This window comes from Synechococcus sp. (genome assembly GCF_982614295.1).
Genome location: NZ_CEXBMR010000028.1, coordinates 1,489 through 22,898, shown reverse-complemented (window position 1 = coordinate 22,898; position 21,410 = coordinate 1,489). Strand labels below are relative to the sequence as shown.

Annotated in this window: 25 protein-coding genes; 20 read left to right on the top strand and 5 right to left on the bottom strand. The window is 50.9% G+C overall.

Features of this window, described 5'->3' with window-relative positions:
- Positions 1-190: 190 nt before the first annotated feature.
- On the bottom strand, positions 191-1,018 hold the full coding sequence (locus AC2JC8_RS06240; protein ID WP_484400000.1) for a phycobilisome rod-core linker polypeptide: 828 nt from the start codon (positions 1,016-1,018) through the stop codon (positions 191-193).
- 236 nt (positions 1,019-1,254) lie between these two features.
- Positions 1,255-1,935: a Coq4 family protein gene (locus tag AC2JC8_RS06235; RefSeq protein WP_484594371.1), complete on the bottom strand. Its 681-nt coding sequence runs from the start codon at positions 1,933-1,935 to the stop codon at positions 1,255-1,257.
- 12 nt (positions 1,936-1,947) lie between these two features.
- Between AC2JC8_RS06235 and AC2JC8_RS06230 the strand changes: the two genes are divergently transcribed.
- From AC2JC8_RS06230 to AC2JC8_RS06210, 5 genes are all read left to right on the top strand, one after another.
- Complete coding sequence (locus tag AC2JC8_RS06230) at positions 1,948-2,685, top strand: DUF305 domain-containing protein (RefSeq protein WP_484594370.1); 738 nt, start codon at positions 1,948-1,950, stop codon at positions 2,683-2,685.
- An 18-nt stretch (positions 2,686-2,703) separates the two neighbouring features.
- Positions 2,704-2,922 (top strand): DUF3721 domain-containing protein, encoded by a 219-nt coding sequence (locus AC2JC8_RS06225; protein WP_484594369.1) that lies wholly within the window; start codon positions 2,704-2,706, stop codon positions 2,920-2,922.
- The gene (locus tag AC2JC8_RS06220) at positions 2,919-3,170 is read left to right on the top strand and encodes a hypothetical protein (RefSeq protein ID WP_484399995.1); all 252 of its coding nucleotides are present in this window, start codon (positions 2,919-2,921) and stop codon (positions 3,168-3,170) included. Before AC2JC8_RS06225 ends, AC2JC8_RS06220 begins: the two co-directional genes overlap by 4 nt.
- Positions 3,171-3,258: 88 nt before the next feature.
- Positions 3,259-3,585, top strand: coding sequence for a hypothetical protein (locus AC2JC8_RS06215; RefSeq protein ID WP_295460370.1), 327 nt, complete (start codon positions 3,259-3,261; stop codon positions 3,583-3,585).
- Between the two features lie 34 nt (positions 3,586-3,619).
- Positions 3,620-4,039, top strand: a complete 420-nt coding sequence (locus tag AC2JC8_RS06210) for a hypothetical protein (protein WP_255132604.1) — start codon at positions 3,620-3,622, stop codon at positions 4,037-4,039.
- On the opposite strand, the gene AC2JC8_RS06205 is transcribed toward AC2JC8_RS06210, so the two are convergent.
- On the bottom strand, positions 4,040-6,574 hold the full coding sequence (locus AC2JC8_RS06205; RefSeq protein ID WP_484399994.1) for a glycogen/starch/alpha-glucan phosphorylase: 2,535 nt from the start codon (positions 6,572-6,574) through the stop codon (positions 4,040-4,042).
- A 126-nt stretch (positions 6,575-6,700) separates the two neighbouring features.
- On the opposite strand from AC2JC8_RS06205, the gene AC2JC8_RS06200 reads away from it, so the two are divergent.
- From AC2JC8_RS06200 to AC2JC8_RS06185, 4 genes are read left to right on the top strand one after another with little or no spacing between them, the layout of a single operon-like run.
- Positions 6,701-8,026 carry a cation:proton antiporter gene (locus AC2JC8_RS06200; protein WP_484400044.1) on the top strand — a complete coding sequence of 442 codons (1,326 nt, stop codon included), beginning with the start codon at positions 6,701-6,703 and terminating at the stop codon, positions 8,024-8,026.
- Positions 8,013-8,309, top strand: a complete 297-nt coding sequence (locus AC2JC8_RS06195; RefSeq protein WP_484399992.1) for a hypothetical protein — start codon at positions 8,013-8,015, stop codon at positions 8,307-8,309. Before AC2JC8_RS06200 ends, AC2JC8_RS06195 begins: the two co-directional genes overlap by 14 nt.
- Positions 8,306-8,605, top strand: coding sequence for a hypothetical protein (locus tag AC2JC8_RS06190; protein WP_255132590.1), 300 nt, complete (start codon positions 8,306-8,308; stop codon positions 8,603-8,605). The genes AC2JC8_RS06195 and AC2JC8_RS06190 overlap by 4 nt, the downstream gene beginning before the upstream one ends.
- On the top strand, positions 8,605-10,254 hold the full coding sequence (locus AC2JC8_RS06185) for an ABC1 kinase family protein (RefSeq protein WP_484594368.1): 1,650 nt from the start codon (positions 8,605-8,607) through the stop codon (positions 10,252-10,254). The genes AC2JC8_RS06190 and AC2JC8_RS06185 overlap by 1 nt, the downstream gene beginning before the upstream one ends.
- A gap of 15 nt (positions 10,255-10,269) precedes the next feature.
- On the opposite strand, the gene eno is transcribed toward AC2JC8_RS06185, so the two are convergent.
- Positions 10,270-11,568 carry a phosphopyruvate hydratase gene (gene eno, locus AC2JC8_RS06180; protein ID WP_484594372.1) on the bottom strand — a complete coding sequence of 433 codons (1,299 nt, stop codon included), beginning with the start codon at positions 11,566-11,568 and terminating at the stop codon, positions 10,270-10,272.
- 73 nt (positions 11,569-11,641) lie between these two features.
- Here eno and gloA point away from each other — a divergent pair, with 73 nt between their 5' ends.
- From gloA to rplL, 8 genes are all read left to right on the top strand, one after another.
- A complete protein-coding gene (gene gloA, locus AC2JC8_RS06175; RefSeq protein ID WP_484594367.1) occupies positions 11,642-12,028 on the top strand; it encodes a lactoylglutathione lyase in 387 nt (128 codons plus the stop codon).
- A gap of 4 nt (positions 12,029-12,032) precedes the next feature.
- On the top strand, positions 12,033-14,684 hold the full coding sequence (locus AC2JC8_RS06170) for an ATP-dependent Clp protease ATP-binding subunit (RefSeq protein WP_484399990.1): 2,652 nt from the start codon (positions 12,033-12,035) through the stop codon (positions 14,682-14,684).
- A gap of 37 nt (positions 14,685-14,721) precedes the next feature.
- Complete coding sequence (secE, locus tag AC2JC8_RS06165; protein WP_484399988.1) at positions 14,722-14,934, top strand: preprotein translocase subunit SecE; 213 nt, start codon at positions 14,722-14,724, stop codon at positions 14,932-14,934.
- Positions 14,907-15,629 (top strand): transcription termination/antitermination protein NusG, encoded by a 723-nt coding sequence (gene nusG / locus AC2JC8_RS06160; protein WP_484594366.1) that lies wholly within the window; start codon positions 14,907-14,909, stop codon positions 15,627-15,629. The genes secE and nusG overlap by 28 nt, the downstream gene beginning before the upstream one ends.
- 103 nt (positions 15,630-15,732) lie before the next feature.
- The gene (gene rplK / locus AC2JC8_RS06155) at positions 15,733-16,158 is read left to right on the top strand and encodes a 50S ribosomal protein L11 (RefSeq protein WP_255132873.1); all 426 of its coding nucleotides are present in this window, start codon (positions 15,733-15,735) and stop codon (positions 16,156-16,158) included.
- A 68-nt stretch (positions 16,159-16,226) separates the two neighbouring features.
- Positions 16,227-16,934, top strand: a complete 708-nt coding sequence (gene rplA, locus AC2JC8_RS06150) for a 50S ribosomal protein L1 (protein WP_484399987.1) — start codon at positions 16,227-16,229, stop codon at positions 16,932-16,934.
- Positions 16,935-17,179: 245 nt separating this feature from the next.
- The gene (gene rplJ, locus AC2JC8_RS06145; protein WP_484399986.1) at positions 17,180-17,707 is read left to right on the top strand and encodes a 50S ribosomal protein L10; all 528 of its coding nucleotides are present in this window, start codon (positions 17,180-17,182) and stop codon (positions 17,705-17,707) included.
- 36 nt (positions 17,708-17,743) lie between these two features.
- Positions 17,744-18,127, top strand: coding sequence for a 50S ribosomal protein L7/L12 (gene rplL / locus AC2JC8_RS06140; protein ID WP_255132867.1), 384 nt, complete (start codon positions 17,744-17,746; stop codon positions 18,125-18,127).
- Positions 18,128-18,341: 214 nt separating this feature from the next.
- Here rplL and AC2JC8_RS06135 read toward each other — a convergent pair whose 3' ends face one another.
- Positions 18,342-18,965 carry a DUF3747 domain-containing protein gene (locus AC2JC8_RS06135; RefSeq protein ID WP_484420263.1) on the bottom strand — a complete coding sequence of 208 codons (624 nt, stop codon included), beginning with the start codon at positions 18,963-18,965 and terminating at the stop codon, positions 18,342-18,344.
- On the opposite strand from AC2JC8_RS06135, the gene AC2JC8_RS06130 reads away from it, so the two are divergent.
- The 3 genes from AC2JC8_RS06130 to AC2JC8_RS06120 all read left to right on the top strand — a co-directional run.
- Positions 18,958-19,704 (top strand): ribonuclease H family protein, encoded by a 747-nt coding sequence (locus AC2JC8_RS06130; RefSeq protein ID WP_484399983.1) that lies wholly within the window; start codon positions 18,958-18,960, stop codon positions 19,702-19,704. The genes AC2JC8_RS06135 and AC2JC8_RS06130 overlap by 8 nt on opposite strands.
- Before the next feature lie 2 nt (positions 19,705-19,706).
- Complete coding sequence (locus AC2JC8_RS06125; RefSeq protein WP_484594365.1) at positions 19,707-20,876, top strand: quinone-dependent dihydroorotate dehydrogenase; 1,170 nt, start codon at positions 19,707-19,709, stop codon at positions 20,874-20,876.
- Between the two features lie 21 nt (positions 20,877-20,897).
- The coding region (locus AC2JC8_RS06120) for a hypothetical protein (RefSeq protein WP_484594364.1) at positions 20,898-21,410 on the top strand (513 nt) is incomplete at its 3' end.

Sequence of the window (21,410 nt, the reverse complement as noted above, 5' to 3'; positions counted from 1 at the left end):
CCTAAACCGTAGGCCGTGGGTTCGAGTCCCGCCAGCCCCGTTTCCAAAACCTCAGGTGCGTATGAATTATTTCTGTTTGATGCATACCGAGCGGCGCTAATAACAGCATCCCGATCTGCTCACCTTTACATTGTAAAGGTGAGCAGATCGGCAGATCTTCAAGGAGTTTTATCGGCTAGCAAAAATTAAATTATTTACAACCAAACGCTCTGAATCGAACAGCTCCCTGAGATCCAGCTGGACTGGAATAGGATGTTTTGGCAGCTTGGTACCCAGAATAAGATGTTTTGGCAGCTTGGTACCCAATTAATCGCGAGTAAACCATACTTTTTTTGGAGAGTGCATTATCGCTAGATGCAAATTTAGCTCCTAGATCAAACATAAGATTAAAGCTCGACGTTGTCATGCCGCCCATTGAAATAAAAGTGCGTGCGTAAGGAACGGTGTTACATCCAAACAACTCTGTATATTCAGCTGAATCTGTGATGTAGTCAATAACTGAATCAAAACCTTGACTGGCTAACATTGCAATAAATTTAGACACCTCAGCCTTGTTAATAGGAGGCCTTCCTAGAAGATGCTTTAGATTTAATTCGATACCTCGCTGTGGTGAGACGGCATGAAAATACAAATCCTTATAGATCAAAGATTTTGCGATTGCTTTGACAAATCCACGTACTGAAATTTCGCCATTACGAAGCTTTGCTTCGTCTGAATCAAGGCGCTGATTGGAAGTTGCCCCTTTATTGCCAAGCACTTGACGGTAAGCTGCATTAATAGCTTCTTGCAGTGATGCTTCATCAGCAGGTGCATAGCGATTAAACGTAACTCCATGGGGAGACTCTCCATATTTTCTAGGACCAATGGCAACCTTCATTGCCTTGCATGCCTCGCGATTAAATTCGCCAACGGTTTTTGAAGCATTGTGCCTGATCGGCTGCGAACTTTTGAAACTTACTGGCTCAAATCGACCAGCTTCATCAAGATTCTTTTTGTAAACAGGAGTTGCAACGTACATGGAGATTAAATTAAGAGGATGAGTTTAACTCAGAAGTTTATAACCAAAAAAATAATATCTTGAATAGATTAACTAATCGAACCAGCTTAATAGAAATTAATTCGAGTAATGGATGTAACTGGTACACCCAAATAAACTTAAACGGCTTTCGCTACATATAACTTAACTATAGTGGATGTACCTGAAACAAGCCAGGCTCCCAGAGATTTAGGCCACCTCTATATGTTGTTATCATCTTAAATTATGTTCAATTCTTTGCGCCATTCGCTTAAAGGGCGCTCCCAGTTATCTTCTAACTTGTAACTAATTACACATTTTGCGGCAAGCCCTAATTCAAAGCCGCGGCTGAGAGCTTTAAGTAATGGCTCTAAATCGGTATCTTTTTGCAAACAATTAAGCATGCCACCAAAGATCAGCATCACCGCTAATGGCGAGCGATTTTGAGCCAAGTTAAATGCTTGCAGGCCTAATTCGCTAGCGCCATCGATACCAAACCCAGTTAAAATATGCACGATGTCGTGGGTTTCACGCAAACGATGAATGATGAAATCTCTCTCATTCTTTATTGGTGCTTTGTTAATTAGTGAAGCTGGCGTTATACCTTGGGCTTTTAATTGCTTTGCGTAAGTATTGCCAAGGCTTCCTTCTGGTAATGATTCAAGGGCATCGAGATCAATTGCGGCCGGTCGCCAATTTTCTTGCAGCATCGTTTGAAAACCTGGTTGAGCAAGTAGGTGGCGCCCCATTTGTGTAGCCATAGGGCTGTTTTGGACACTACTTGCAATCGAAAAAACACTATCAAGGCTATCTGGATGCTTTAAAAATTTCGCCAAGCCAGCCAGCATCCGTAAAGATTGAATTCTTTCCTTGAGATTTAGCAGCATGGTTTTGTTTTGGCTATTATTGGGAAATCCCATTCTGCCACTTTTATGAGCTTTTTCTGGAGAGCACTATCTTTCTTTGTTTTTGTTAATGTCTTTTTCTCAAATCAATTGAACGCGCAGCAAAATCAACATCAACACCGTCAGCATCACCAGCACCAAAATCATTCGCCAGCAAAGAATATTGACCCTAAGAATATTGACCCTAAGAATGTTGACCACAGTGCCCACAACCACGAGGTGGGTCCTGCAGGTGCCACCTACGATTTGCGCTGGTTAGATGCAATGCAGCAGCACCACACGGGCGCATTATTAATGAGCGAATATGTATTTGATATAGGCGTACCTGGGGTGGGAGCCCTTGCAAAAACAATCTGGAGAGATCAGGCTCAAGAAATCAAGGCGATGGGGCAGTGGCGCAAGGCTTGGTTTCCAGAAGCCCCTGTTTACCCCGTAATGCTCGCAAATGGTGGCGATCCCGATTCATTTAAAGCACTCACCCGTATGAGCGCAGCTCATATTGAAGCCATGAGGATGATGGCAAATACCCCTACGCGATCAAACCGTGTGAGTTGGTTCCTTGAAGGCATGCTCCAGCACCATGGCGGCGCGCTGCAAATGGCCCACGACGCCTTAAAAAAATCCAATAACTCAACAGTAAAACGTTTAGCTCGAGCAATTATTATTAGTCAAAGCCACGAGATAGTGCAATTGCGCGGCATGTTGCGACATGATGGCTTAAATAAGCCTGAGTATTACCAATTCGACAAATTATTTACTTTTTAACCATTTTTTAATTTATTTATGAACTTCATTGCGATCCTTTTGCTACTAACAATTGCCCCCGCTCCTTTTTTGGCTCCTGCTCCGCTCCTAGCCCATGCCAAAGGTATCTACAAAACCCAGGCAGAAGCTGAAAAGCGGGCCCTCGAACTCGGTTGCAAAGGCACCCACCAAAACAATGGTGCTTGGATGCCTTGCGGTAACGAATCCCACCTGCATCAGGAGTTGCGCAAGGAATGAAACCACGCAATTTACATCGTTTTTTAGTTCCGATAGCTGCAATACCGCTATTGATTACAGCCGCCAGCGGTTCTATCTATAGCCTTTTGCTAGAGCGGGGCATTGATGCCTTTTGGTTGTTAAAGATCCACGTAGGAAAATTTGGACCGATTAATTTGCAACCCTATTATTCAATTTTGCTAGGTATTCTTACTTTGTTGTTAGTGGTTTCTGGGCTGCAATTGCTTCGCCAGCCCCGTAGAGCCTAGGCCGATTTTCAGCATGGCCAGCTCTACAGGTGGTGGTATGTTGCAATCTGGCCGCTGCCGCTAGCGTAGAGGCGGCTAACTAAGAGTCATGACTCAGCTCCATGATTTGCGTTTACGTTTGCTGGTACAGCAGGAAAGTGAACGTATTGCCGGAAACTCGCCCGCTGAATTGGATCTATCAGTAGTGCAAGCCCGCAGCCTTTGCTGGTTAGCACTCCTTGCTGAAGCCCATGAAGATCAAGCCACTGATGCTGAGCGTCGTGGCGATGTGGAACAAGCGATGGGATGGTTTGCTGATGCCATGCGACTCCAAGATGCAATCCAGGTGGTGAGCTCAATTGAAATCCCACTTCCCATTGCAGCGGGTACATTCGAGGCAGAATATGAAGACGACGATGGGCGATTAGCCGCCTGATGGCATGATGAGATCTGGTGAGGAAGGGAGCATGGTGCCTGAAGAGCCCTGCCAATGCCCTGATTGTCTGCGGTTTTACCGGGAACACGATCGGCTGATACGCGAAAATCCAAGCCTTAAACAGCAGCAAGAGTTGAATTGGGCTGCTCTTCAAGCTTTTCGCACCTTGGCCGGCAGGGTGCTGGAGGATTTGCAAAAGCCGCCAGAGCAGCAAGCAGATGTTGAAACAGCGCCAGAAGATGAAAGCCTGCAACAAGCCCTAGCTGATCTTGAAAATGTAAATGCCCATCTTTTTTCAATTGAAGTGTTGATGGAAAGAATATTTGACGTGCGCGTACCAGAAGCTGTGGAGCAAAAGTTTCAGGAGCTAGCCGGTGAGCTAGCCCCCGATCCCCTCAATGCAGATCGCTTGCGTTTAAATCGTTTATTGCATCAAAGCCCTGATTTGAATTAATCAGGCTTCAGTTGTATTGCTAACTATTGGATTGATCTTTACGGGGAAGGCTTCTGCTTTCCAAATATGTTGGCAATATTCTTTGATTGAGCGATCAGAGGAGAAGTAACCCATTCTGGCTGTATTTAATAGGCTCATGCGATTCCAGCGTTGGCGATCAGCCCAGGCATCGCTTACTTGATTCTGGCTTTCCATATAGGATGCAAAATCTGCAAATAAGAAGAAGGGATCTTGTCCGCGTAGGTTATCGACTAGGGGGCGGAAAAGCTCTGTATCTCCATTGCTAAAATGCCCCTGCTCAATCACATTTATTACCTGCTGTAATTCAGGTAATGTTTCAAGAATTTCCCAGGGGCGGTAACCTTGCATGCCCAGTTCCTCTATCTCTGGTGTGGTGCGGCCAAATAAGAAGAAGTTGTCTTCCCCCACCTGTTCGCGGATTTCTACATTGGCACCATCAAGGGTGCCAATAGTTAATGCACCATTCATAGCAAATTTCATATTGCCAGTGCCTGAAGCCTCTTTACCTGCAGTGGAAATCTGCTCGGATAAATCAGAGGCGGGATATACCCTTTCTGCTAGTTTTACATTGTAATCAGGTAAAAATACAACCCGCAAACGACCATCCATATCAGGATCTGAATTGATGGTTTCAGCAATGCCATTAATAAATCGAATGATTAACTTTGCCATGTAATAACCCGGAGCTGCCTTGCCGCCAAATAACACTGTTCGTGGTGCAATACCTTCGCCTTGACCATTTTTAATGCGTAGATATTGGGCAATTACCTGTAAAGCATTTAGGTGTTGGCGTTTATATTCGTGGATCCTTTTTACCTGCACATCAAATAGGGAGGCGGGATCAACTAATACACCTGTGTGGTTATGAATGTAATTTGCTAATGTACGTTTCACCCCCAGCTTAGTTTGCTCCCAATTTTGCAAGAAGCCATCATCATGTTGATAGCGCTCTAACTGCTTTAATTCATCTAAATTATGCAGCCAGCCATCTCCAATCGCATCATTTAGCAGTTTGCGTAAAGACGGGTTGCATAGGGCCATCCAGCGCCTTGGTGTTACTCCATTGGTAACGTTCATGAATTTTTCGGGCCACAGCGCTGCAAATTCAGGCATCAGGCTGCTCTTAACTAGATCCGAGTGCAGCCGTGCCACTCCATTTACGTGATGGGCACCCACTGTTGCCAAATGCGCCATTCTCACAGCTTTTTGACCATCTTCATCAATTATTGATAATTTACGCAGGATGTTGTTATCACCGGGATACTTTAAACGCACCTCTTGGAGGAAGCGGCGGTTGATTTCATAAATAAGCTCCAAATGCCTTGGCAGCAAGCTTGCAAATAGATGCAATCCCCATTTCTCAAGCGCTTCTGGTAAGAGTGTGTGGTTTGTGTATGCCAAGGAACGGCTGGTGATATCCCAGGCCACATCCCATTCAAGATTTTTATCATCGAGCAGAAGCCGCATCAGTTCTGCCACTGCGATTGCAGGGTGGGTGTCGTTTAATTGCACTGCCCAATGCTGCGGGAATTCGGTGGCTGGAATGCCGCGGTTTTCCAAATTACGCAGCATGTCTTGAAGGCTGCAGCTAACAAAGAAATGCTGTTGTTTGAGGCGTAAACGTCTGCCTTCATCGGTGCCATCATTGGGATAAAGCACTTTTGAAAGAGTTTCAGAACCCACTTTTTCTTCTACTGCTCCGTAGTAATCACCAATATTGAATGCATAGAAATCAAACGATTCACTTGCGGTAGCGCGCCACAGGCGCAGGCGATCACATGTATTTACTTTGTATCCCAGCACTGGCACATCGTGGGGAACGCCAATCGCATATTCCGCTGGAATCCAACGGGCCCGATATTCTCCCTTTTCATTTGTATAACCTTCAGTGCGGCCACCGAATCCCACAAATACGGCTTGATCTGGATGGGTTAATTCCCAAGGCCAGCCACCTTTAAGCCATTTATCGGTGATTTCTACCTGCCAGCCATCACGGATTAATTGATCAAAAATACCGAATTCATAACGGATGCCATAGCCCACTGCAGGCACTTCAAGGCTGGCCAGTGATTCCACGTAGCAGGCCGCCAATCTGCCAAGGCCGCCGTTGCCAAGGCCCGGCTCTTCTTCTACTTCAAGGATTTTGGCAATATCGCTTTGGTTAAAACGTGCAATTGCTTCTGCTGCTTCGTTTTCAATGCCCAGCATTACAAGGTTATTGCCCAATTGCGGACCGATCAGGAATTCTGCTGATAGGTAGGCCACGGTTTTACTTGGATTGCTTGCTAGAGCCTCCTTGCCTGCCAAAAAGCGGGTCATTAATCGATCCCGCACGGCATAGCTCAAGGCCATGTAGAGATCGTGAGGGCTGGCATTGCTTGCAAGCTTGCCCAGGGTAAAAAACAAATGCTCGGTAATACCTGCGAATAAATCTCCTGCAGATAGGCCACTACGTTGCGGATCGGCATAGCTGCTCGGGGTGGGCATGCTGAATTCCGTGGGTTGCTGGCTCATGGCTAAACAAGTTCGTACCCCGACCGTAGCGATGGCAACGAAAAGAACAATTAAAGGTGGCCAAAGCCTTTTTTTTATTACCCCTTTATCGGATAATTAGGGCACTGCATTAACTAAGCCTTAGTGATACTGCTGTTCTCTAGTACCCATGCTGTGGTGGAGGCCACAACCCTTGTGGTGGCGGGTCGTTTCTTGTTGATCCTCGTGGCAGCAAGGCTGCTGGGGGAGTTGATGGTGCGTTTGCAGTTGCCCACCATTCTTGGCGAATTGCTGGCGGGCGTTCTAATCGGCGTTTCGGGCTTGCATTTGGTGGTGCCACCAGAAAGTGGCATATCCACAGCCCCATGGTTGCTCAATCTCACCGGCCAATTAGGGGAGGTGAGCGCTGCGCAAATAGATCAGCTTTCAAATAACACCTATCCGTTTCTGCAAGCGGTATCAAGCATCGGCCTCTATTCATTGCTATTTCTCACCGGTTTGGAGAGTGAATTAGATGAATTAATCGCTGTGGGTATGCAGGCCAGCAGCGTTGCACTAGTTGGGGTAATCCTGCCGTTTGCCTTGGGCACTGCTGGCCTAATGGCGTTATTTCATGTGGATCTTGTGCCGGCGGTATTTGCCGGCGCATCGATGACAGCCACCAGCATCGGCATTACCGCCAGTGTTTTTGGCGAGCTGGGCATGTTGCGATCGCGGGAGGGGCAGATCGTGATTGGTGCTGCAGTGCTCGACGACATCATTGGCATCGTGGTGCTCGCAGTGGTGGTAGCCCTTGCCAGTGATGGTGGCTTGAGCATGGGCCCGATCCTGCAATTGGTTACCGCTGCGGTGGTGTTTGTTGTGGCAGCCATTGGTTTAAGCCGCACGGCCGCCCGCCCCTTCGACTTTGTTGTAGATCGCCTCAAAGCCCCAGGCGAAATAGTGGTGGCTTCCTTTTTAGTGCTTTGTTTGTGTTGTTTTGCTGCTACAGCAATCGGTTTAGAAGCAGCTTTAGGTGCTTTTGCCGCTGGCTTGATCCTTAGCCGTTCAAGCCACACCAAGGAAATTCAAGAAACACTAAAACCATTGGTTTCTTTATTCGCCACGATCTTTTTTGTGTTGATCGGCACTGCCATGGATCTCTCGGTGCTGGATCCAAGCAATCCAGCAAACCGGGCCGGTTTGGTGGTGGCGGCATTTTTATTTGCTGTTGCGGTGTTGGGCAAATTGGCCTCGGGTTGGACCTTTATCAGCGCTGTGCCCACAAACCGTTTAGTGGTGGGCTTAGGGATGATGCCCCGGGGAGAAGTGGGTTTGATATTTCTTGGTTTAGGTACCACTGCCGGCTTGCTTACACCTTCACTGGAGGCTGCAATTTTGATAATGGTTATCGGCACCACCTTCTTGGCACCGATCCTGTTGCGATTAGCGATCCCAACAGTTGAATTGCAACCTGTAGATGGCAACTCCTAAACAGCCAAACCCATGGAACCCGATAGCGCCTTTGTTTTTGGGTTTTAGCTTCGGTTTGGCTTTTGCGATCACCATGCGCCTTTTGGATGGTCGTTTTGCAAATTTGGTGCGGCTTGGTGAAAGATTTGAAGTGAAAAGTTTTCCTGGCACGGGCTTAGAAGCTTTGAGGATGCGATATGGGTTGGACCGAGTTGATCTCTTTGCTGAACCGGCCATTCCCCCAGAGCCTCAAACTCCTTCAGGATCTGGCACAGTTGAAGCTCCGCCAGTACCCGGGCAATGAGCACCCCCGATACGCTTTTACAGGCTGCTTTAAACCGGCTAGCGGCAAGAGCTAGCAGTAGTGCCATTGATGCAGTAGCGCAGCTAAGCCTTCTAGCCCAAGATGCCCCTCAAAAATTGCGCACGGATCTGCAGCTCTTCTGGGAAGAGGTGCAAGATGAAGCCCAGCGCCTTGATGGCAACCCATACCAGAGCCAAGAAACAGCTGTAACTGCTGATTCCGGCCTCCAGGAGCAGGTAGACGGTCTACGTAAACAGGTGGCGGCCTTCAGCCGTGAGCTCGAGGGTATGGCTTGATGTTGGCAATCCGCAGTTTTTGGCGTTCCCTGCGGATCTGGCGCGTGGTGTTGCTTTTGCTGGCACGCCTTTGGTGGGATGGCCAGAGCTTTTGCTACTCAGGTGGCAGAACAGAAGCGCGCATATTGCAGCGTCAAGCGCAGCTGGCTAGCTGGCTGGTGGAGGCACTTTTGGAGCTTGGGGCGGCCTTTATCAAGCTGGGGCAATTGTTATCGGCACGGCCTGATTTATTACCTGCAGCTTGGGTGCAGGAATTAGCGCGATTGCAAGATCGCGTACCCGCTTTTGCTTTTAGCCAAGTGGAACAGCGGCTTGAACAGGAATTGGGCCCCCGCTGCCAGGAAATTATTGAAATAGACCCTGAACCATTGGGATCTGCCAGCCTCGCCCAAGTGCATCGGGCCCGCCTGCGCAGTGGCCGTGATGTGGTGCTGAAGGTGCAGCGGCCAGGCTTGGAGTTTTTATTTCGCCTTGATTTAGTGGTGATGGGCCAGGTGGCAGCCTTATTGCAGCGCCATCCCAGCTGGGGCCGCGGTAGGGATTGGGTGGGGATGGCGCGGGAATGCCGGCGGGTGTTGTTGCGCGAGCTTGATTTCCGCATTGAGGCGGAACATGCAGCCCGTTTTCGGCAGCAATTTCTTGATGATCCGGCGATTCGAATTCCAGCGGTGGTGTGGGAGTTATCAAGCCAACGGGTGCTCTGCCTTGATTACCTGCCCGGCATCAAGATCACCGATCGCGATCAATTAGTAGCTCAAGGCATCGATCCAAAAGCAGTAGCAGAACTCGGTGCCACCAGTTATTTGCAACAGCTGGTGCGATTTGGCTTTTTTCATGCTGATCCCCATCCAGGCAACTTGGCGGTAGCTGCTGATGGCGGCTTGATCTATTACGACTTCGGCATGATGGGCCAAATATCGCCTCGGTTGCGGCGCCGTTTAGGGGCAATGGTGCGAGCCGCTGCATTGCGAGATGCCGGCGCATTGGTGCAGGAATTACAAACTGCAGGGGTAATAGAAGCTGGCATCGATACCGGCCCGGTAAGGCGTTTGGTGCGGGTGATGCTTGAAGAAGCGCTCACCCCACCATTTAGTGGAGAGATCTTGCAGCGAATTTCAGGTGATCTCTACGACCTGGTTTACGGGCAACCGTTTCGCTTACCGGTGGAGCTGATCTTTGTGTTGCGGGCCCTATCTACTTTTGAAGGGGTTGGCCGCAGCCTTGATCCTGGCTTTAGTTTGGTATCGATTGCCAAGCCCTATCTGCTGCCGTTAATGACATCTAGTGGATCTGGCCCCTCTGAATTGTTTAACGACCTTTCGCGTCAGGCCGCTAAGGCCAGCAGCCGCGCTTTGGGATTGCCGAAACGCCTTGATGAAGGTTTAGCGCGGCTCGAGCAAGGCGATTTGCAGCTGCAGGTGCGGGCGGGCGAAAGCGACCGGCTATTGCGCCGGCTGGCGATTAGTCAGCAATTGAATGGTCAGTGTGTGTTGCTGGGGGCGTTAGCCATTGCTGCTGCGGTATTGGCAGCCGGCAGCCGCCCTGGGTTCGCCTTGCTGCCAGGTTTAGGCACCTTGCCGGCGGCATTTGGCTGGTGGCGGTTACAGGGAAGATTGAGTAGGGAGCTAAGGCTGGATCGCCTTAGCTAAACCCTAATTTATTAATTAGCGCTTGCCTCGTGGGCCTCTACCTTCGCGGCCGGCGTAGCTGGCCTGACCACCTAATTCATCTTCAATACGCAGGAGTTGGTTGTATTTAGCAATCCGTTCCGAGCGGCTTAATGAGCCGGTTTTGATCTGGCCTGCCTTTGTTGCCACCGCTAGATCAGCGATGGTGGTGTCTTCTGTTTCACCACTGCGATGACTAATTACGCTGGTATATCCGGCGCGATTTGCAAGATCGATCGCTTGCAATGTTTCGGTGAGTGAACCGATTTGATTCACTTTGATCAGGATTGAATTGGCAATACCAAGATCTATACCGCGCTGCAAACGGGAACTATTGGTAACAAATAGATCATCCCCAATTAGTTGCACATTGCTACCGAGGCGATCTGTAAGTAATTTCCAGCCATCCCAATCATCTTCAGCGATGCCATCTTCAACTGAAACGATTGGATAGCGGCTTACCAGCTGAGCGAGTTGATCAACCATCTCAGCGCTGCTGTAGCTACTACCGCCAAAGCTATATCTACCGTTATTAAAAAATTCGGTGCTTGCCACATCAAGGGCAAGGGAAATTTGATCGCCTGGTTTATAACCAGCCGTCTCAATTGCCTGCATTAAAAGTGCAGCTGCCGCATCATTATTTTCTAAATTTGGTGCAAATCCACCCTCATCACCCACTGATGTTGATAGGCCTTGATCATGTAATAAACCCTTCAAGGTATGGAATACTTCGGCGCCCATACGCAGGGCTTCCCGGAAGCTATCTGCCCCATGGGGCACCACCATGAATTCTTGAAAATCCAAGTTGTTGGTGGCATGGGCACCACCATTGATCACATTCATCAATGGCACCGGCAGCAGGGTGGCGGAGGGCCCCCCTAGGTAGCGGTAAAGGGGTAACCCCACCCCATTTGCTGCAGCCCGGGCCACGGCCAGGCTCACGGCCAATACCGCATTGGCGCCAAGGGAAGATTTGTTGTCGCTGCCATCAAGTTCAGCCATCGCAGCATCAACGGCCCCTTGATCCAGGGCCATTAGGCCGCATAGGGCAGGGGCGATCCGTTCTTCCACATTGGTAACGGCTTGGCTTACGCCTTTACCGAAATAACGAGAACGGTCGCCATCGCGTAATTCATGGGCTTCATGGGCGCCGGTGCTGGCACCGCTTGGCACCATTGCCCGGCCGCTGGCGCCACCTTCCAATAAAACTTCAGCCTCAACAGTTGGAGTGCCGCGGGAATCAAGCACTTCCCGTGCCACCACCGTGTCGATTACAAGGTCTAGAGAATCGAACACAAAATTCTTGCTAAGCGGGGTCATTATGCAGATTCGAGCGCCACAATGACCGCAACCACTGGCACATAACAAAATGCGTTTACTACACATGATGTTGCGGGTGGGCGAATTAGATCGCTCGATCCGCTTTTATACCGAAGTTTTAGGGATGAATCTGTTGCGGCGCAAGGATTATCCCAGCGGCCGCTTTACTTTGGCTTTTGTTGGTTACGGGCTTGAGAGCGCAGAAACTGTGTTGGAACTCACCCATAACTGGGATATCAGCAGCTACGAAATTGGGGCTGGTTATGGCCATATTGCCCTTGGTGTAGAAGACATCGCTGCAACTTGCGAAGTGATCCGCGCCCAGGGGGGCAAAATAGTGCGGGAGCCAGGGCCCATGAAACACGGCACCACCGTGATCGCTTTTGTGGAAGACCCCGATGGCTACAAGATCGAATTGATCCAGCAGAAAATCTGATTTAATGCGCGCTCCAGAAGCTTCTTTTAGCCTCACCACTGCTCCGGAACGCTTCACGGATCTGGCTTGGGATTTGCTGCTGGCAGCTCAGGATCAAGCCCGCCGTTGGCGCCATGGCGAACTGGATGTGGAACATTTGTTGCAGGCGTTGCTGCAGGAACCCCGCTGCCTTGAATTAATCGCTCCTTTTGGCATTAACCAAGCTCAGCTGCTTGATCGCCTTGATGATTTCTGCGCCCAACAGCCCACCCGCAGCAGCAACACGCTTTATGTGGGGGATGCCCTTGAGTTGTTGCTTGATCGCGCTGATGCTGAACGTGATCGGGTAGGCGCCGGCAGCATTGATGCCGCTCACCTTTGGCAGGTGCTGAAAACAGAAGCGCGCCTTGGCGCAACTCTGCTGGGGAGTAGTTCGAGTGCGGCAGCGGCAAGGCCGGCTCAAGATCAGCAAAACCAAGCCAATGCAGCCACTGATGATTTTTCAACTAACCAAGATGATTTTTCAACTAAACAATTAGCTCCAGAACAACTGTCTCCAGAAAACCTTGAGCCAGAACAATCAGCTTTAGATCAATTCGGCCGCGATCTCACTGCATTAGCTCGTAACGGTGAATTGGATCCGGTAATTGGCCGCGATGCAGAAATTCGTCGCTTGATTCAGGTGCTTTCGCGCCGCAGTAAAAACAACCCGGTGTTAATTGGTGAACCGGGGGTAGGTAAAACCGCTATCGCTGAATTGTTGGCGCAGCGAATCGTGGCAGGTGAGGTGCCGGATTCCCTTAAAGGGCGGCGTTTGATCTCTTTGGATCTTGGTGCCTTGATCGCCGGCGCTAAATATCGAGGTCAATTTGAAGAGAGGCTGCGGCTGGTGTTAAACGACATCGCAGCCGCCGATGAAGGTGCTGAAGGGGTGGTGTTATTTATCGATGAACTGCACACCCTCGTTAATAACGATCGTTCTGGTGCTGATGCCGGCAGTGTGCTGAAACCTGCTCTAGCTCGCGGTGAATTGCGTTGTATTGGTGCCACCACGATTGAGGAATATCGCCGCACCTTGGAAAAAGATCCGGTGCTGAATCGGCGTTTTCAGCAATTGGTAATCAAAGAGCCAACGCTTGAGGTATCGCTTGAGATTTTGCGTGGGGTGCGTGAGCGCTACGAATTGCACCATGGCGTGAGCCTCAGCGATGGGGCCCTAGAGGCGGCAGTGCGCCTGGCAGATCGCTACATCAGCGATCGTTGTTTGCCGGATAAAGCAATCGATCTGATCGATGAAGCGGCAGCGGAACTAAAAATGGAAGCCACCTCCAAACCCGCTCTAGTGGAGCAGGCGGAGGCGGAACTGCGGCGGGTGGAGCGGGCCTTGTTGGCGGCGGAGCAGGCCCCCGCAGCAGAGCGAGCGCAGCAGCAGCAACGCCGCAATGAAGCTTTAGATCGGCTTGAAAGTTTGCAGGATCAATGGCAGCAGGAACGGGAACAGCTGCAGGAATTACGCCAATTGCAGCAGCGAGAAGAAGATTTGCGCCACGGCATAAATGAAGCAGAACGGCTTACAAATTGGGAGGAGATGGCCCGCCTGCAGGTGGAGCTGGAGCACGATGTGCAAAGGCGCCGCCAGGCATTAGAGCAGGTGATCCAGCAGGGGGGCCGCTTGCTGCGCGATCAGGTGCAGGAGGGTGATATCGCTGATCTGGTGGCCCGCAGCACCGGTATCCCGATTCAGCGTTTATTAGCTGGTGAGCGGCAGAAATTGTTAGAGCTGGAACTGCGGCTAAGCGAAAAGGTATTGGGGCAGCCCGATGCGGTAGCAGCAGTGGCGGCGGCGATCAGGCGCGCTAGGGCGGGGATGAAGGATCCGCGCCGGCCGGTGGGTTCCTTTTTATTTATGGGCCCCACTGGGGTTGGTAAAACCGAATTAGCCCGCACCTTGGCCGCTTGTTTATTTGATCAGGAAGATGCCCTAGTGCGGCTCGATATGAGCGAATTTATGGAGCGCAATGCGGTGGCTCGCTTAATCGGTGCACCGCCGGGATATGTGGGTTACGAGGAGGGCGGCCAACTCACAGAAGCGGTGCGGCAACGGCCCTATGCGGTGGTGTTGCTGGATGAAGTGGAGAAGGCCCATCCCGATGTGTTCAACCTGCTGCTTCAGGTGTTAGACGACGGCAGGTTGAGCGATTCCCAGGGCCGTAGCGTTGATTTCCGCCACACCGTGGTGGTGATGACCAGCAATTTGGCAAGCAGGGCAATCCTTAGCCATGCCCGTGATGGCAATAGCGATGCCCTTGATGCAGAGGTGGATAAAAGCCTGGCAGCCCACTTCAGGCCTGAATTTCTAAACCGCATCGATGAACTAATTCGCTTCCGCCCTTTGCAGCCGGCAGATCTCGAACCAATCGTGCGTTTGCAGTTGCGTGAGTTGCAAACGCTATTGCTGGAGCAGGGTTTGGAGTTGCAGGTGGAGGAAGCGGTGGTGGCCTGGCTTGCCAGAGAAAGCTACGACCCTGAATATGGAGCCCGCCCTTTGCGGCGTTTATTGCGGCGCAAATTGGAAAATCCCCTAGCCACGGCGCTGCTGGAAGAACAATTCAGTGCAGCCCGGGGGGTGCTGGTGGAAATGACTGAAGATCAGCCAAGTTTCCGCTCCATTATGTAGGGTGGATTTTTGCGGGTACACCGCTCGTTGGAGGATTGTGGTTTCAAGCCAGCCCCCCAGCCCCGAGGGATCCGGCCCTGGCGGTTGGATTCAATCCACCTTTGCTGAATTGCGCCGAGTGGTGTGGCCTAGCCGCCAGCAACTCATCAGCGAATCAGTTGCCGTTTTATTGATGGTGACTATTTCAGCTGCCGCAATCGCTTCATTAGATCGTTTCTTTCAATGGCTGTCTCAGCTGCTCTTCCGTTGACTGCACCTTTATCTGAACTCACCGAAACCGCTGAGCTCACTGATCTGCCAGAGCTAACTGATCAATCAGAGCTAACTGATCAATCAGAGCTCGATCCTGTTGCTGAGCCGGCCGAGGAGGAAGCACGCCCTGCCGTTGCCCGTTGGTATGCGGTGCAGGTGGCCTCCAGTTGCGAAAAAAAGGTAAAAGCCACCCTGGAGCAGCGGGCCCTCACCTTGGGGGTTTCGAATCGCATTCTTGAAATCGAAATACCTCAAACACCAGCGATAAAAATTAAAAAAGATGGCTCTAGGCAGAGCACTGAAGAAAAGGTTTTTCCTGGCTATGTGTTGATTCGCATGGTGATGGATGAAGACACTGAACAAGCGGTGCGCAGCACACCAAACGTGATCAACTTTGTTGGCCATGAGGAGCGCCGCACCACTGGACGCTCAAGGGGCAGGATCAAACCACGCCCCCTCAGCCTCACAGAGGTAAACCGGATCTTTAAGCGGGCCCAAGGCAAGAAACCCGTGGTGAAGGTGGATCTAAGCGAAGGGGATCGGATTACCGTTACTGCTGGCCCGTTCAAGGATTTCCAAGGCGAAGTGATCGAAATTTCTGGTGATCGCAGCAAATTGAAGGCCTTACTTTCAATCTTTGGCAGGGAAACTCCTGTTGAACTTGAGTTCAGCCAGATCAGTAAAGACAGCTGATCTCCGGGCCGCCCCGCTGCGGGGGGTGGCCATCGGTAGTGGATTTCCACTGCCACAGCACCGTCGAAGGTGCACCGCAGCATTGTTCCGCGTGTAGTAGCCGATGGCTAAAAAAGTCACTGCCATAATCAAGCTGGCCCTTCAGGCTGGCAAGGCCAACCCTGCTCCGCCCGTGGGTCCTGCCCTCGGACAGCACGGGGTAAATATCATGGCCTTCTGCAAGGAGTACAACGCCCGCACCCTGGATAAGGTTGGGTATGTAATTCCGGTGGAAATTTCGGTCTATGAAGATCGCAGTTTTACCTTCATTACAAAAACGCCACCTGCTTCGGTGTTAATCAGCAAAGCTGCTGGCATCGAAAAGGGAGCGCCTCAATCTTCTAAAGGCAGCGTTGGTTCAATCACCAAGGCCCAACTCCAAGAGATCGCCACTACAAAGTTGCCTGATCTCAATTGCAGCAGCGTTGAATCCGCCATGCGGATCATCGCCGGCACCGCCCGCAATATGGGCGTTGCTGTAAACGATTGAGTTCGTTTTTAATCCATTCACCCTCGTTGGGGGAGAAGGTTTTCCTTCGTTAATACCCCGCAAAATCCATGAAACCTCTTCCAAAACGCCTTCGCGCTGCAGTGGCTGCTATCGAGCCCCGTAGCTATGCCCCGCTGGAGGCAGTGGCTTTAGTAAAAAGCAACGCCACCGCAAAATTTGATGAAACCCTTGAGGCCCATGTGCGCCTCGGGATTGATCCCAAATACACCGATCAACAACTTCGCACCACTGTTGCTTTACCAAAAGGCACCGGCCGCAATATTCGTATTGCAGTGATTACACGGGGCGAAAAGGTAGCTGAAGCAAAAGCTGCCGGCGCTCATCTGGTGGGTGATGAAGAACTGGTGGATACCATTGCCGCCGGTGCAATGGATTTCGATCTTTTAATCGCCAGCCCAGACATGATGCCAAAAGTGGCGAAATTAGGCCGGGTGCTTGGCCCTAGGGGTTTGATGCCAAACCCCAAAACCGGCACGGTTACCACTGATTTAGCCGGTGCCATCGCTGAATTCAAAGCGGGTAAGCTCGAATTTCGGGCTGATCGCAGCGGCATCGTGCACGTGCAATTTGGTAAAGCCAGCTTTAGCCCTGAAGATCTACTGAAAAATCTGAAGGCGGTTCAAGAAACTGTTGATCGCAATAAACCCAGTGGCGCTAAGGGCCGCTACTGGAAAAGTTTATATATCACTTCCACTATGGGGCCATCGGTAGAGGTGGATGTATCTGCGCTGCAAGGCCTTGAATTTGAAGAGTGAACTGCAAAGGGTCTGCTAAATTTATATATTCCGGTTTTCCGGAATAGGGCTTTGCGCCTAGCGAGTGGTTATTGGGGGTTTCCCTGGTTCCTGCCGCAACCGAAGACAGCAGGTGGTTTCTTTCGGGATTCCATAAGTCCTGCCGAGGTTTGCTCAGCGGTTTCCCCCTTCAGGGTGCAGATCGGTGTTGCTTCCTCTCAACGGTATGCAACGCCCAGCTTGTTCCCCCTGATCCGTTCCAACCTATGGGCCGCACGCTGGAGGACAAGCAACAGATCGTCGAGGAACTCAAGCAGTTACTTGGTGAGTCGGAAATGGCTTTAGTGCTTGATTATTGCGGTCTTTCCATCAAGGAATTAAGCGATCTTCGTGGTCGTTTAGCTGCAGCAAACAGCGTTTGCAAGGTAACTAAAAACACCTTGATGCGCCGTGCCATCGATGGCGACAGCACTTGGTCTCATCTCGAACCCCTGCTAATCGGTACCAACGCATTCGTTCTTGTAAAAGGCGATGTTGGCGGTGCTGTAAAAGCTGTGCAGTCTTTTCAAAAAGACCGCAAAAAGTCTGAATTGAAGGGTGGCCTTTACGAAGGCCGTTTGCTCTCCTTGGCAGACATAACAGCAATCGGCGACTTGCCCTCAAAAGAGGTGCTTATTGCGCAGATTGCAGGGGCTATCAATGCCGTTGCCACCCAAGTGGCAGTGGGCATAAACGAGGTGCCTTCCGGCCTTGCCCGGGCGCTCAAGCAGCACGCCGCTGGCGAAGGCAGCTGAGATCCGCCGATCACCCGTTCTGTTGCTCTCCTAACCATGTCTACCAAAACCGACCAAATCCTTGAGTCGTTAAAGACCCTTTCCTTGCTTGAAGCTTCCGAGCTGGTAAAGCAAATCGAAGAGGCCTTTGGCGTATCGGCCGCCGCATCTGCTGGCGCCGTGATGATGGCTGCACCTGCAGCCGCTGCTGAAGCTGTTGAAGAAAAAACCGAATTCGATGTCATCCTTGATGGCTTTGATCCGGCTGCCAAGATCAAAGTGTTGAAGGCTGTGCGTGAGGCCACTGGCCTTGGCCTGTCTGAAGCCAAAACTTTGGTGGAAGCTGCTCCAACACCCGTTAAAGAAGGCATCGCTAAAGATGCTGCAGAAGCCCTTAAAAAGGCCATTGAAGAAGTGGGCGGCAAGGTCACTATCAAGTGATCTTCCAGGCCTAATAAATTGCGCCCCCTGCTTGCAGGGGGCTTTTTAATGCCAAAAAATAAAAAATTGAGCAAAAAAAAGACCCCGCTAAGCGGGGCCTTGAGGTGTGGAATTTTCCAGGAGTCTGTCCTTGTTTCGACCCAAGAAAATCCCTCACTCCTCACACCCCAGTAAATTAACCCGAGAAGAAATAATCAACAAAGCAACAGGACGGTTATCGCATTGGCCTGTAGGGGATCACCCGGATTTGCACCACACCCTTTGGCAGAATTAAGGGTGGGTTGCTGTTTGCCTGGGCTGCAAGTGCCTTAGTAGAAAAATAGATATGGCTTAAACCTTGGCGGTTGTAAGCACGACGTCTTAATTGCCAGCCTGGCGCTAGCCGCAACGCTAAAAAGGCATCGCCCCCCACCTTGTTGTTCACGGCATTTGTGAGAGCAGCGCTTGCCACCAGGATGGTGTTGCCCGCTTCCCGCGGCACCCCAAGCAACAACAACTTGCCACCTTCTTGAATCAAACGCAGGCTATGGGAAGTGGCGAGATCAGTTTTATTTATACGAATTGAATAGGCATTGCTATCGATATAACGGCTGCAGATTCCAGAAAAATCAAAACGCACCAAGCTTGGATTCACTAAGCCATCAGCGCGCACCTGCCAGCAGGCGGGGCTGGGTTTTAGTTGCTCGAGCACCAATAATTTCCAGCTGCCGCCACTGAGCGGCTGTGCTAACACCTGAAAACGCTGTTGATTTAATGGCGTGCTGTTAAAAAGCTGAGCCAGCAGCACGATGGCAGTGCTGAAAAAATCCAGCCCTCGGTAGGTTTGGCCTATGAACAACACAAGTTCAACATCAACCAGCACCCCTTTTTACCGAAAAGTGGTGGCCGCTGCATGTGATGGGGCCTGCAGAGGAAATCCTGGCCCTGGTGGTTGGGGTTGCCTGTTGCGCTATAGCGATGGCACGGTGGAAGAACTAGGTGGTTTTGAAGCCCACACCACCAATAACCGCATGGAGCTCAGTGCTTGCCTTGCTTTATTGAAACGGCTAAAGGAATTACCAAAGGATCCTGGCTTTGCAATTCGCACCGATAGCAAATATCTGATCGATGGCTATAGCCGTTGGTTGCAGGGTTGGAAACGCAAAGGTTGGCGTACGGCATCTGGTGGAGCTGTATTAAATCGTGATTTATGGGAAGAGCTGGATGCAGCGCGGCTTCCGGATGTGGCCTTGGAACATGTGAAAGGCCATAGCGGTGATCCAGATAACGAACGCTGCGATCAAATTGCGGTGGCTTATTCCCGCAAGGAAGCAATTCCGGATCAAGAACAGCTAAAAACAACAGCTAAAGATCAAGATCTTGCCCCGGCGCCATTAAATGATTTGTTAACTCGCCTTGAACTGGCAGATCGCCTTGCCCTGGGCGGCTATTTATTAAAAACCGTTGAAATAGCCCAGTTGCTAGAGCAACCATTGGCGAGTTTTGAAAATAGAGATGCAGCAATCACCTGGCGTGATTGGCGCGTGGCACCCCAAAAAGAAGGGGGCTGGCGCCTTGAAAGGTTGGAGCAGAATTAAAAATGGCAAAAACTCAGGTGGATACCTGGCAACGTTTTTTTGGCCCCCTTTTGGCAGCAGATGAAGGGGCTGATGCGGAATTGCTTAGTGGCCTCAGCCTTAAGGCATTAGCCCAAGCGAGCCGTTGGCGCCAGCTGGCCCCTGTTGCAGCAACCCTGAAAGGGATGCAACGCAGTTTGCAAAGGCAGGATCCAAGGCTTGTGCAAAACCTATTTGGTTGTTGTTTTAAAAATCCCGTGGGTTTAGCGGCGGGATTTGATAAAAATGCAGAAGCGGCAGGGATTTGGCATCACTTTGGCTTTGGTTTTGCTGAATTAGGCACTGTTACGGCATTAGCGCAGGCGGGTAATCCAAAGCCGCGTTTATTTCGTTTAGCAAAAGAACAAGCAGCCTTAAATCGCATGGGTTTCAACAACCAGGGTGCGGTGGCGGTAGCCAAGATCTTGGAGCGGCAGCGCCTTGATGCGGTGGGGCACCGGCCGGCGATTTTGGGGGTGAATCTAGGCAAATCAAAGCTGGTGCCATTGGAGCGTGCCGCCTGCGACTACGCCGCATCGCTGGAGCAATTGGCAGCTTTTGCTGATTACGTAGTTATCAATGTGTCTTCTCCCAATACACCTGGTTTACGCCAATTACAGGATGAAACCCTGCTGCGGCAATTGGTAGAACGGCTGCGTTGCCAACCTGCATGCCCGCCGCTGCTGGTGAAGATTGCACCGGATTTAGAGGATGCTGCAATTGCAGCGGTTGCGCGCCTGGCTTATGAGGAAGGCCTAGCTGCGGTAATTGCAACGAACACCAGCCTGGATCGTTTTGATTTGGCTGATCGCTTGCTACCCCAAACCGGCCGTTGCTTAAAAGATGAGGCGGGGGGTTTAAGCGGTGCGCCATTGCGGGCAAGGGCGCTGCAGGTATTGCGCTGCCTGCGGGCTAATGCCGGGCCGCAGCTGCCGTTGATCGGGGTGGGCGGCATTGATAGCGCTGAAACCGCCTGGGAGCGCATTGCAGCGGGGGCCAGCTTGGTGCAGCTTTATACCGGTTGGATTTATCGCGGCCCTGAATTAGTGCCTTGGATTTTGGAAGGTTTGCAACAACAACTGGATTTTTATGGCTTGAGTTCAATCCAAGCAGCGGTGGGATCTGAATTGCCGTGGCAGGCAGGGGAATGCTGAAGAGGTGTTGCTTTTATTGCGGTGCTCGGAACCCTGCTTAGTGATCCATTTGCAACGGTTGCACCCCTATGGCGGCGGCTAAATCGCTGGGGGTTGGCGGCGGTAGAAATCAACGATCGTTGTTTAGCCCTATGGGCCCCAGGTGCTATTTCAGCAACAGTGGCACCCCTGCCAGAGGGTTTAGTGCTGGATGGAATCCCGCAAAATCCAGCGGCGGTGGGTGATTTATTAGGTGATCTGGTGCTGCAGGCGGGTTTGAATTTAAGGGCTGCAGCTGCTTTGCTGCCTAGTGGTGAAACGGAATGGCGCATGTTGCGGCTGGAGCCAACGGCGCCATTAAAAGCGCAGCAATTAGCCCTAGCTGGAGCGGATCAGAACTTGGTCTTAATGCCGTTAGCGGAACCGGGTGAATGGATTGCACTTTTGAATAAATGCCAAACGATTGATCGCTGGATTGAGGTTTTTGCAATTGCTGATTTGGAACTTGATTTCCTTGAAGTGGCGGAAATAGCGCAGTTGCGGGCCCTTGGCATT

Coding starts and splice junctions, on each gene's coding strand:
- AC2JC8_RS06240 (WP_484400000.1), bottom strand. CDS start 1,018: ATGTACGTTGCAACTCCTGTTTACAAAAAGAATCTTGATGAAGCTGGT.
- AC2JC8_RS06235 (WP_484594371.1), bottom strand. CDS start 1,935: ATGGGATTTCCCAATAATAGCCAAAACAAAACCATGCTGCTAAATCTC.
- AC2JC8_RS06230 (WP_484594370.1), top strand. CDS start 1,948: ATGAGCTTTTTCTGGAGAGCACTATCTTTCTTTGTTTTTGTTAATGTC.
- AC2JC8_RS06225 (WP_484594369.1), top strand. CDS start 2,704: ATGAACTTCATTGCGATCCTTTTGCTACTAACAATTGCCCCCGCTCCT.
- AC2JC8_RS06220 (WP_484399995.1), top strand. CDS start 2,919: ATGAAACCACGCAATTTACATCGTTTTTTAGTTCCGATAGCTGCAATA.
- AC2JC8_RS06215 (WP_295460370.1), top strand. CDS start 3,259: ATGACTCAGCTCCATGATTTGCGTTTACGTTTGCTGGTACAGCAGGAA.
- AC2JC8_RS06205 (WP_484399994.1), bottom strand. CDS start 6,574: ATGAGCCAGCAACCCACGGAATTCAGCATGCCCACCCCGAGCAGCTAT.
- AC2JC8_RS06195 (WP_484399992.1), top strand. CDS start 8,013: ATGGCAACTCCTAAACAGCCAAACCCATGGAACCCGATAGCGCCTTTG.
- AC2JC8_RS06190 (WP_255132590.1), top strand. CDS start 8,306: ATGAGCACCCCCGATACGCTTTTACAGGCTGCTTTAAACCGGCTAGCG.
- AC2JC8_RS06185 (WP_484594368.1), top strand. CDS start 8,605: ATGTTGGCAATCCGCAGTTTTTGGCGTTCCCTGCGGATCTGGCGCGTG.
- gloA (WP_484594367.1), top strand. CDS start 11,642: ATGCGTTTACTACACATGATGTTGCGGGTGGGCGAATTAGATCGCTCG.
- AC2JC8_RS06170 (WP_484399990.1), top strand. CDS start 12,033: ATGCGCGCTCCAGAAGCTTCTTTTAGCCTCACCACTGCTCCGGAACGC.
- nusG (WP_484594366.1), top strand. CDS start 14,907: ATGGCTGTCTCAGCTGCTCTTCCGTTGACTGCACCTTTATCTGAACTC.
- rplK (WP_255132873.1), top strand. CDS start 15,733: ATGGCTAAAAAAGTCACTGCCATAATCAAGCTGGCCCTTCAGGCTGGC.
- rplA (WP_484399987.1), top strand. CDS start 16,227: ATGAAACCTCTTCCAAAACGCCTTCGCGCTGCAGTGGCTGCTATCGAG.
- rplJ (WP_484399986.1), top strand. CDS start 17,180: ATGGGCCGCACGCTGGAGGACAAGCAACAGATCGTCGAGGAACTCAAG.
- rplL (WP_255132867.1), top strand. CDS start 17,744: ATGTCTACCAAAACCGACCAAATCCTTGAGTCGTTAAAGACCCTTTCC.
- AC2JC8_RS06130 (WP_484399983.1), top strand. CDS start 18,958: ATGAACAACACAAGTTCAACATCAACCAGCACCCCTTTTTACCGAAAA.
- AC2JC8_RS06125 (WP_484594365.1), top strand. CDS start 19,707: ATGGCAAAAACTCAGGTGGATACCTGGCAACGTTTTTTTGGCCCCCTT.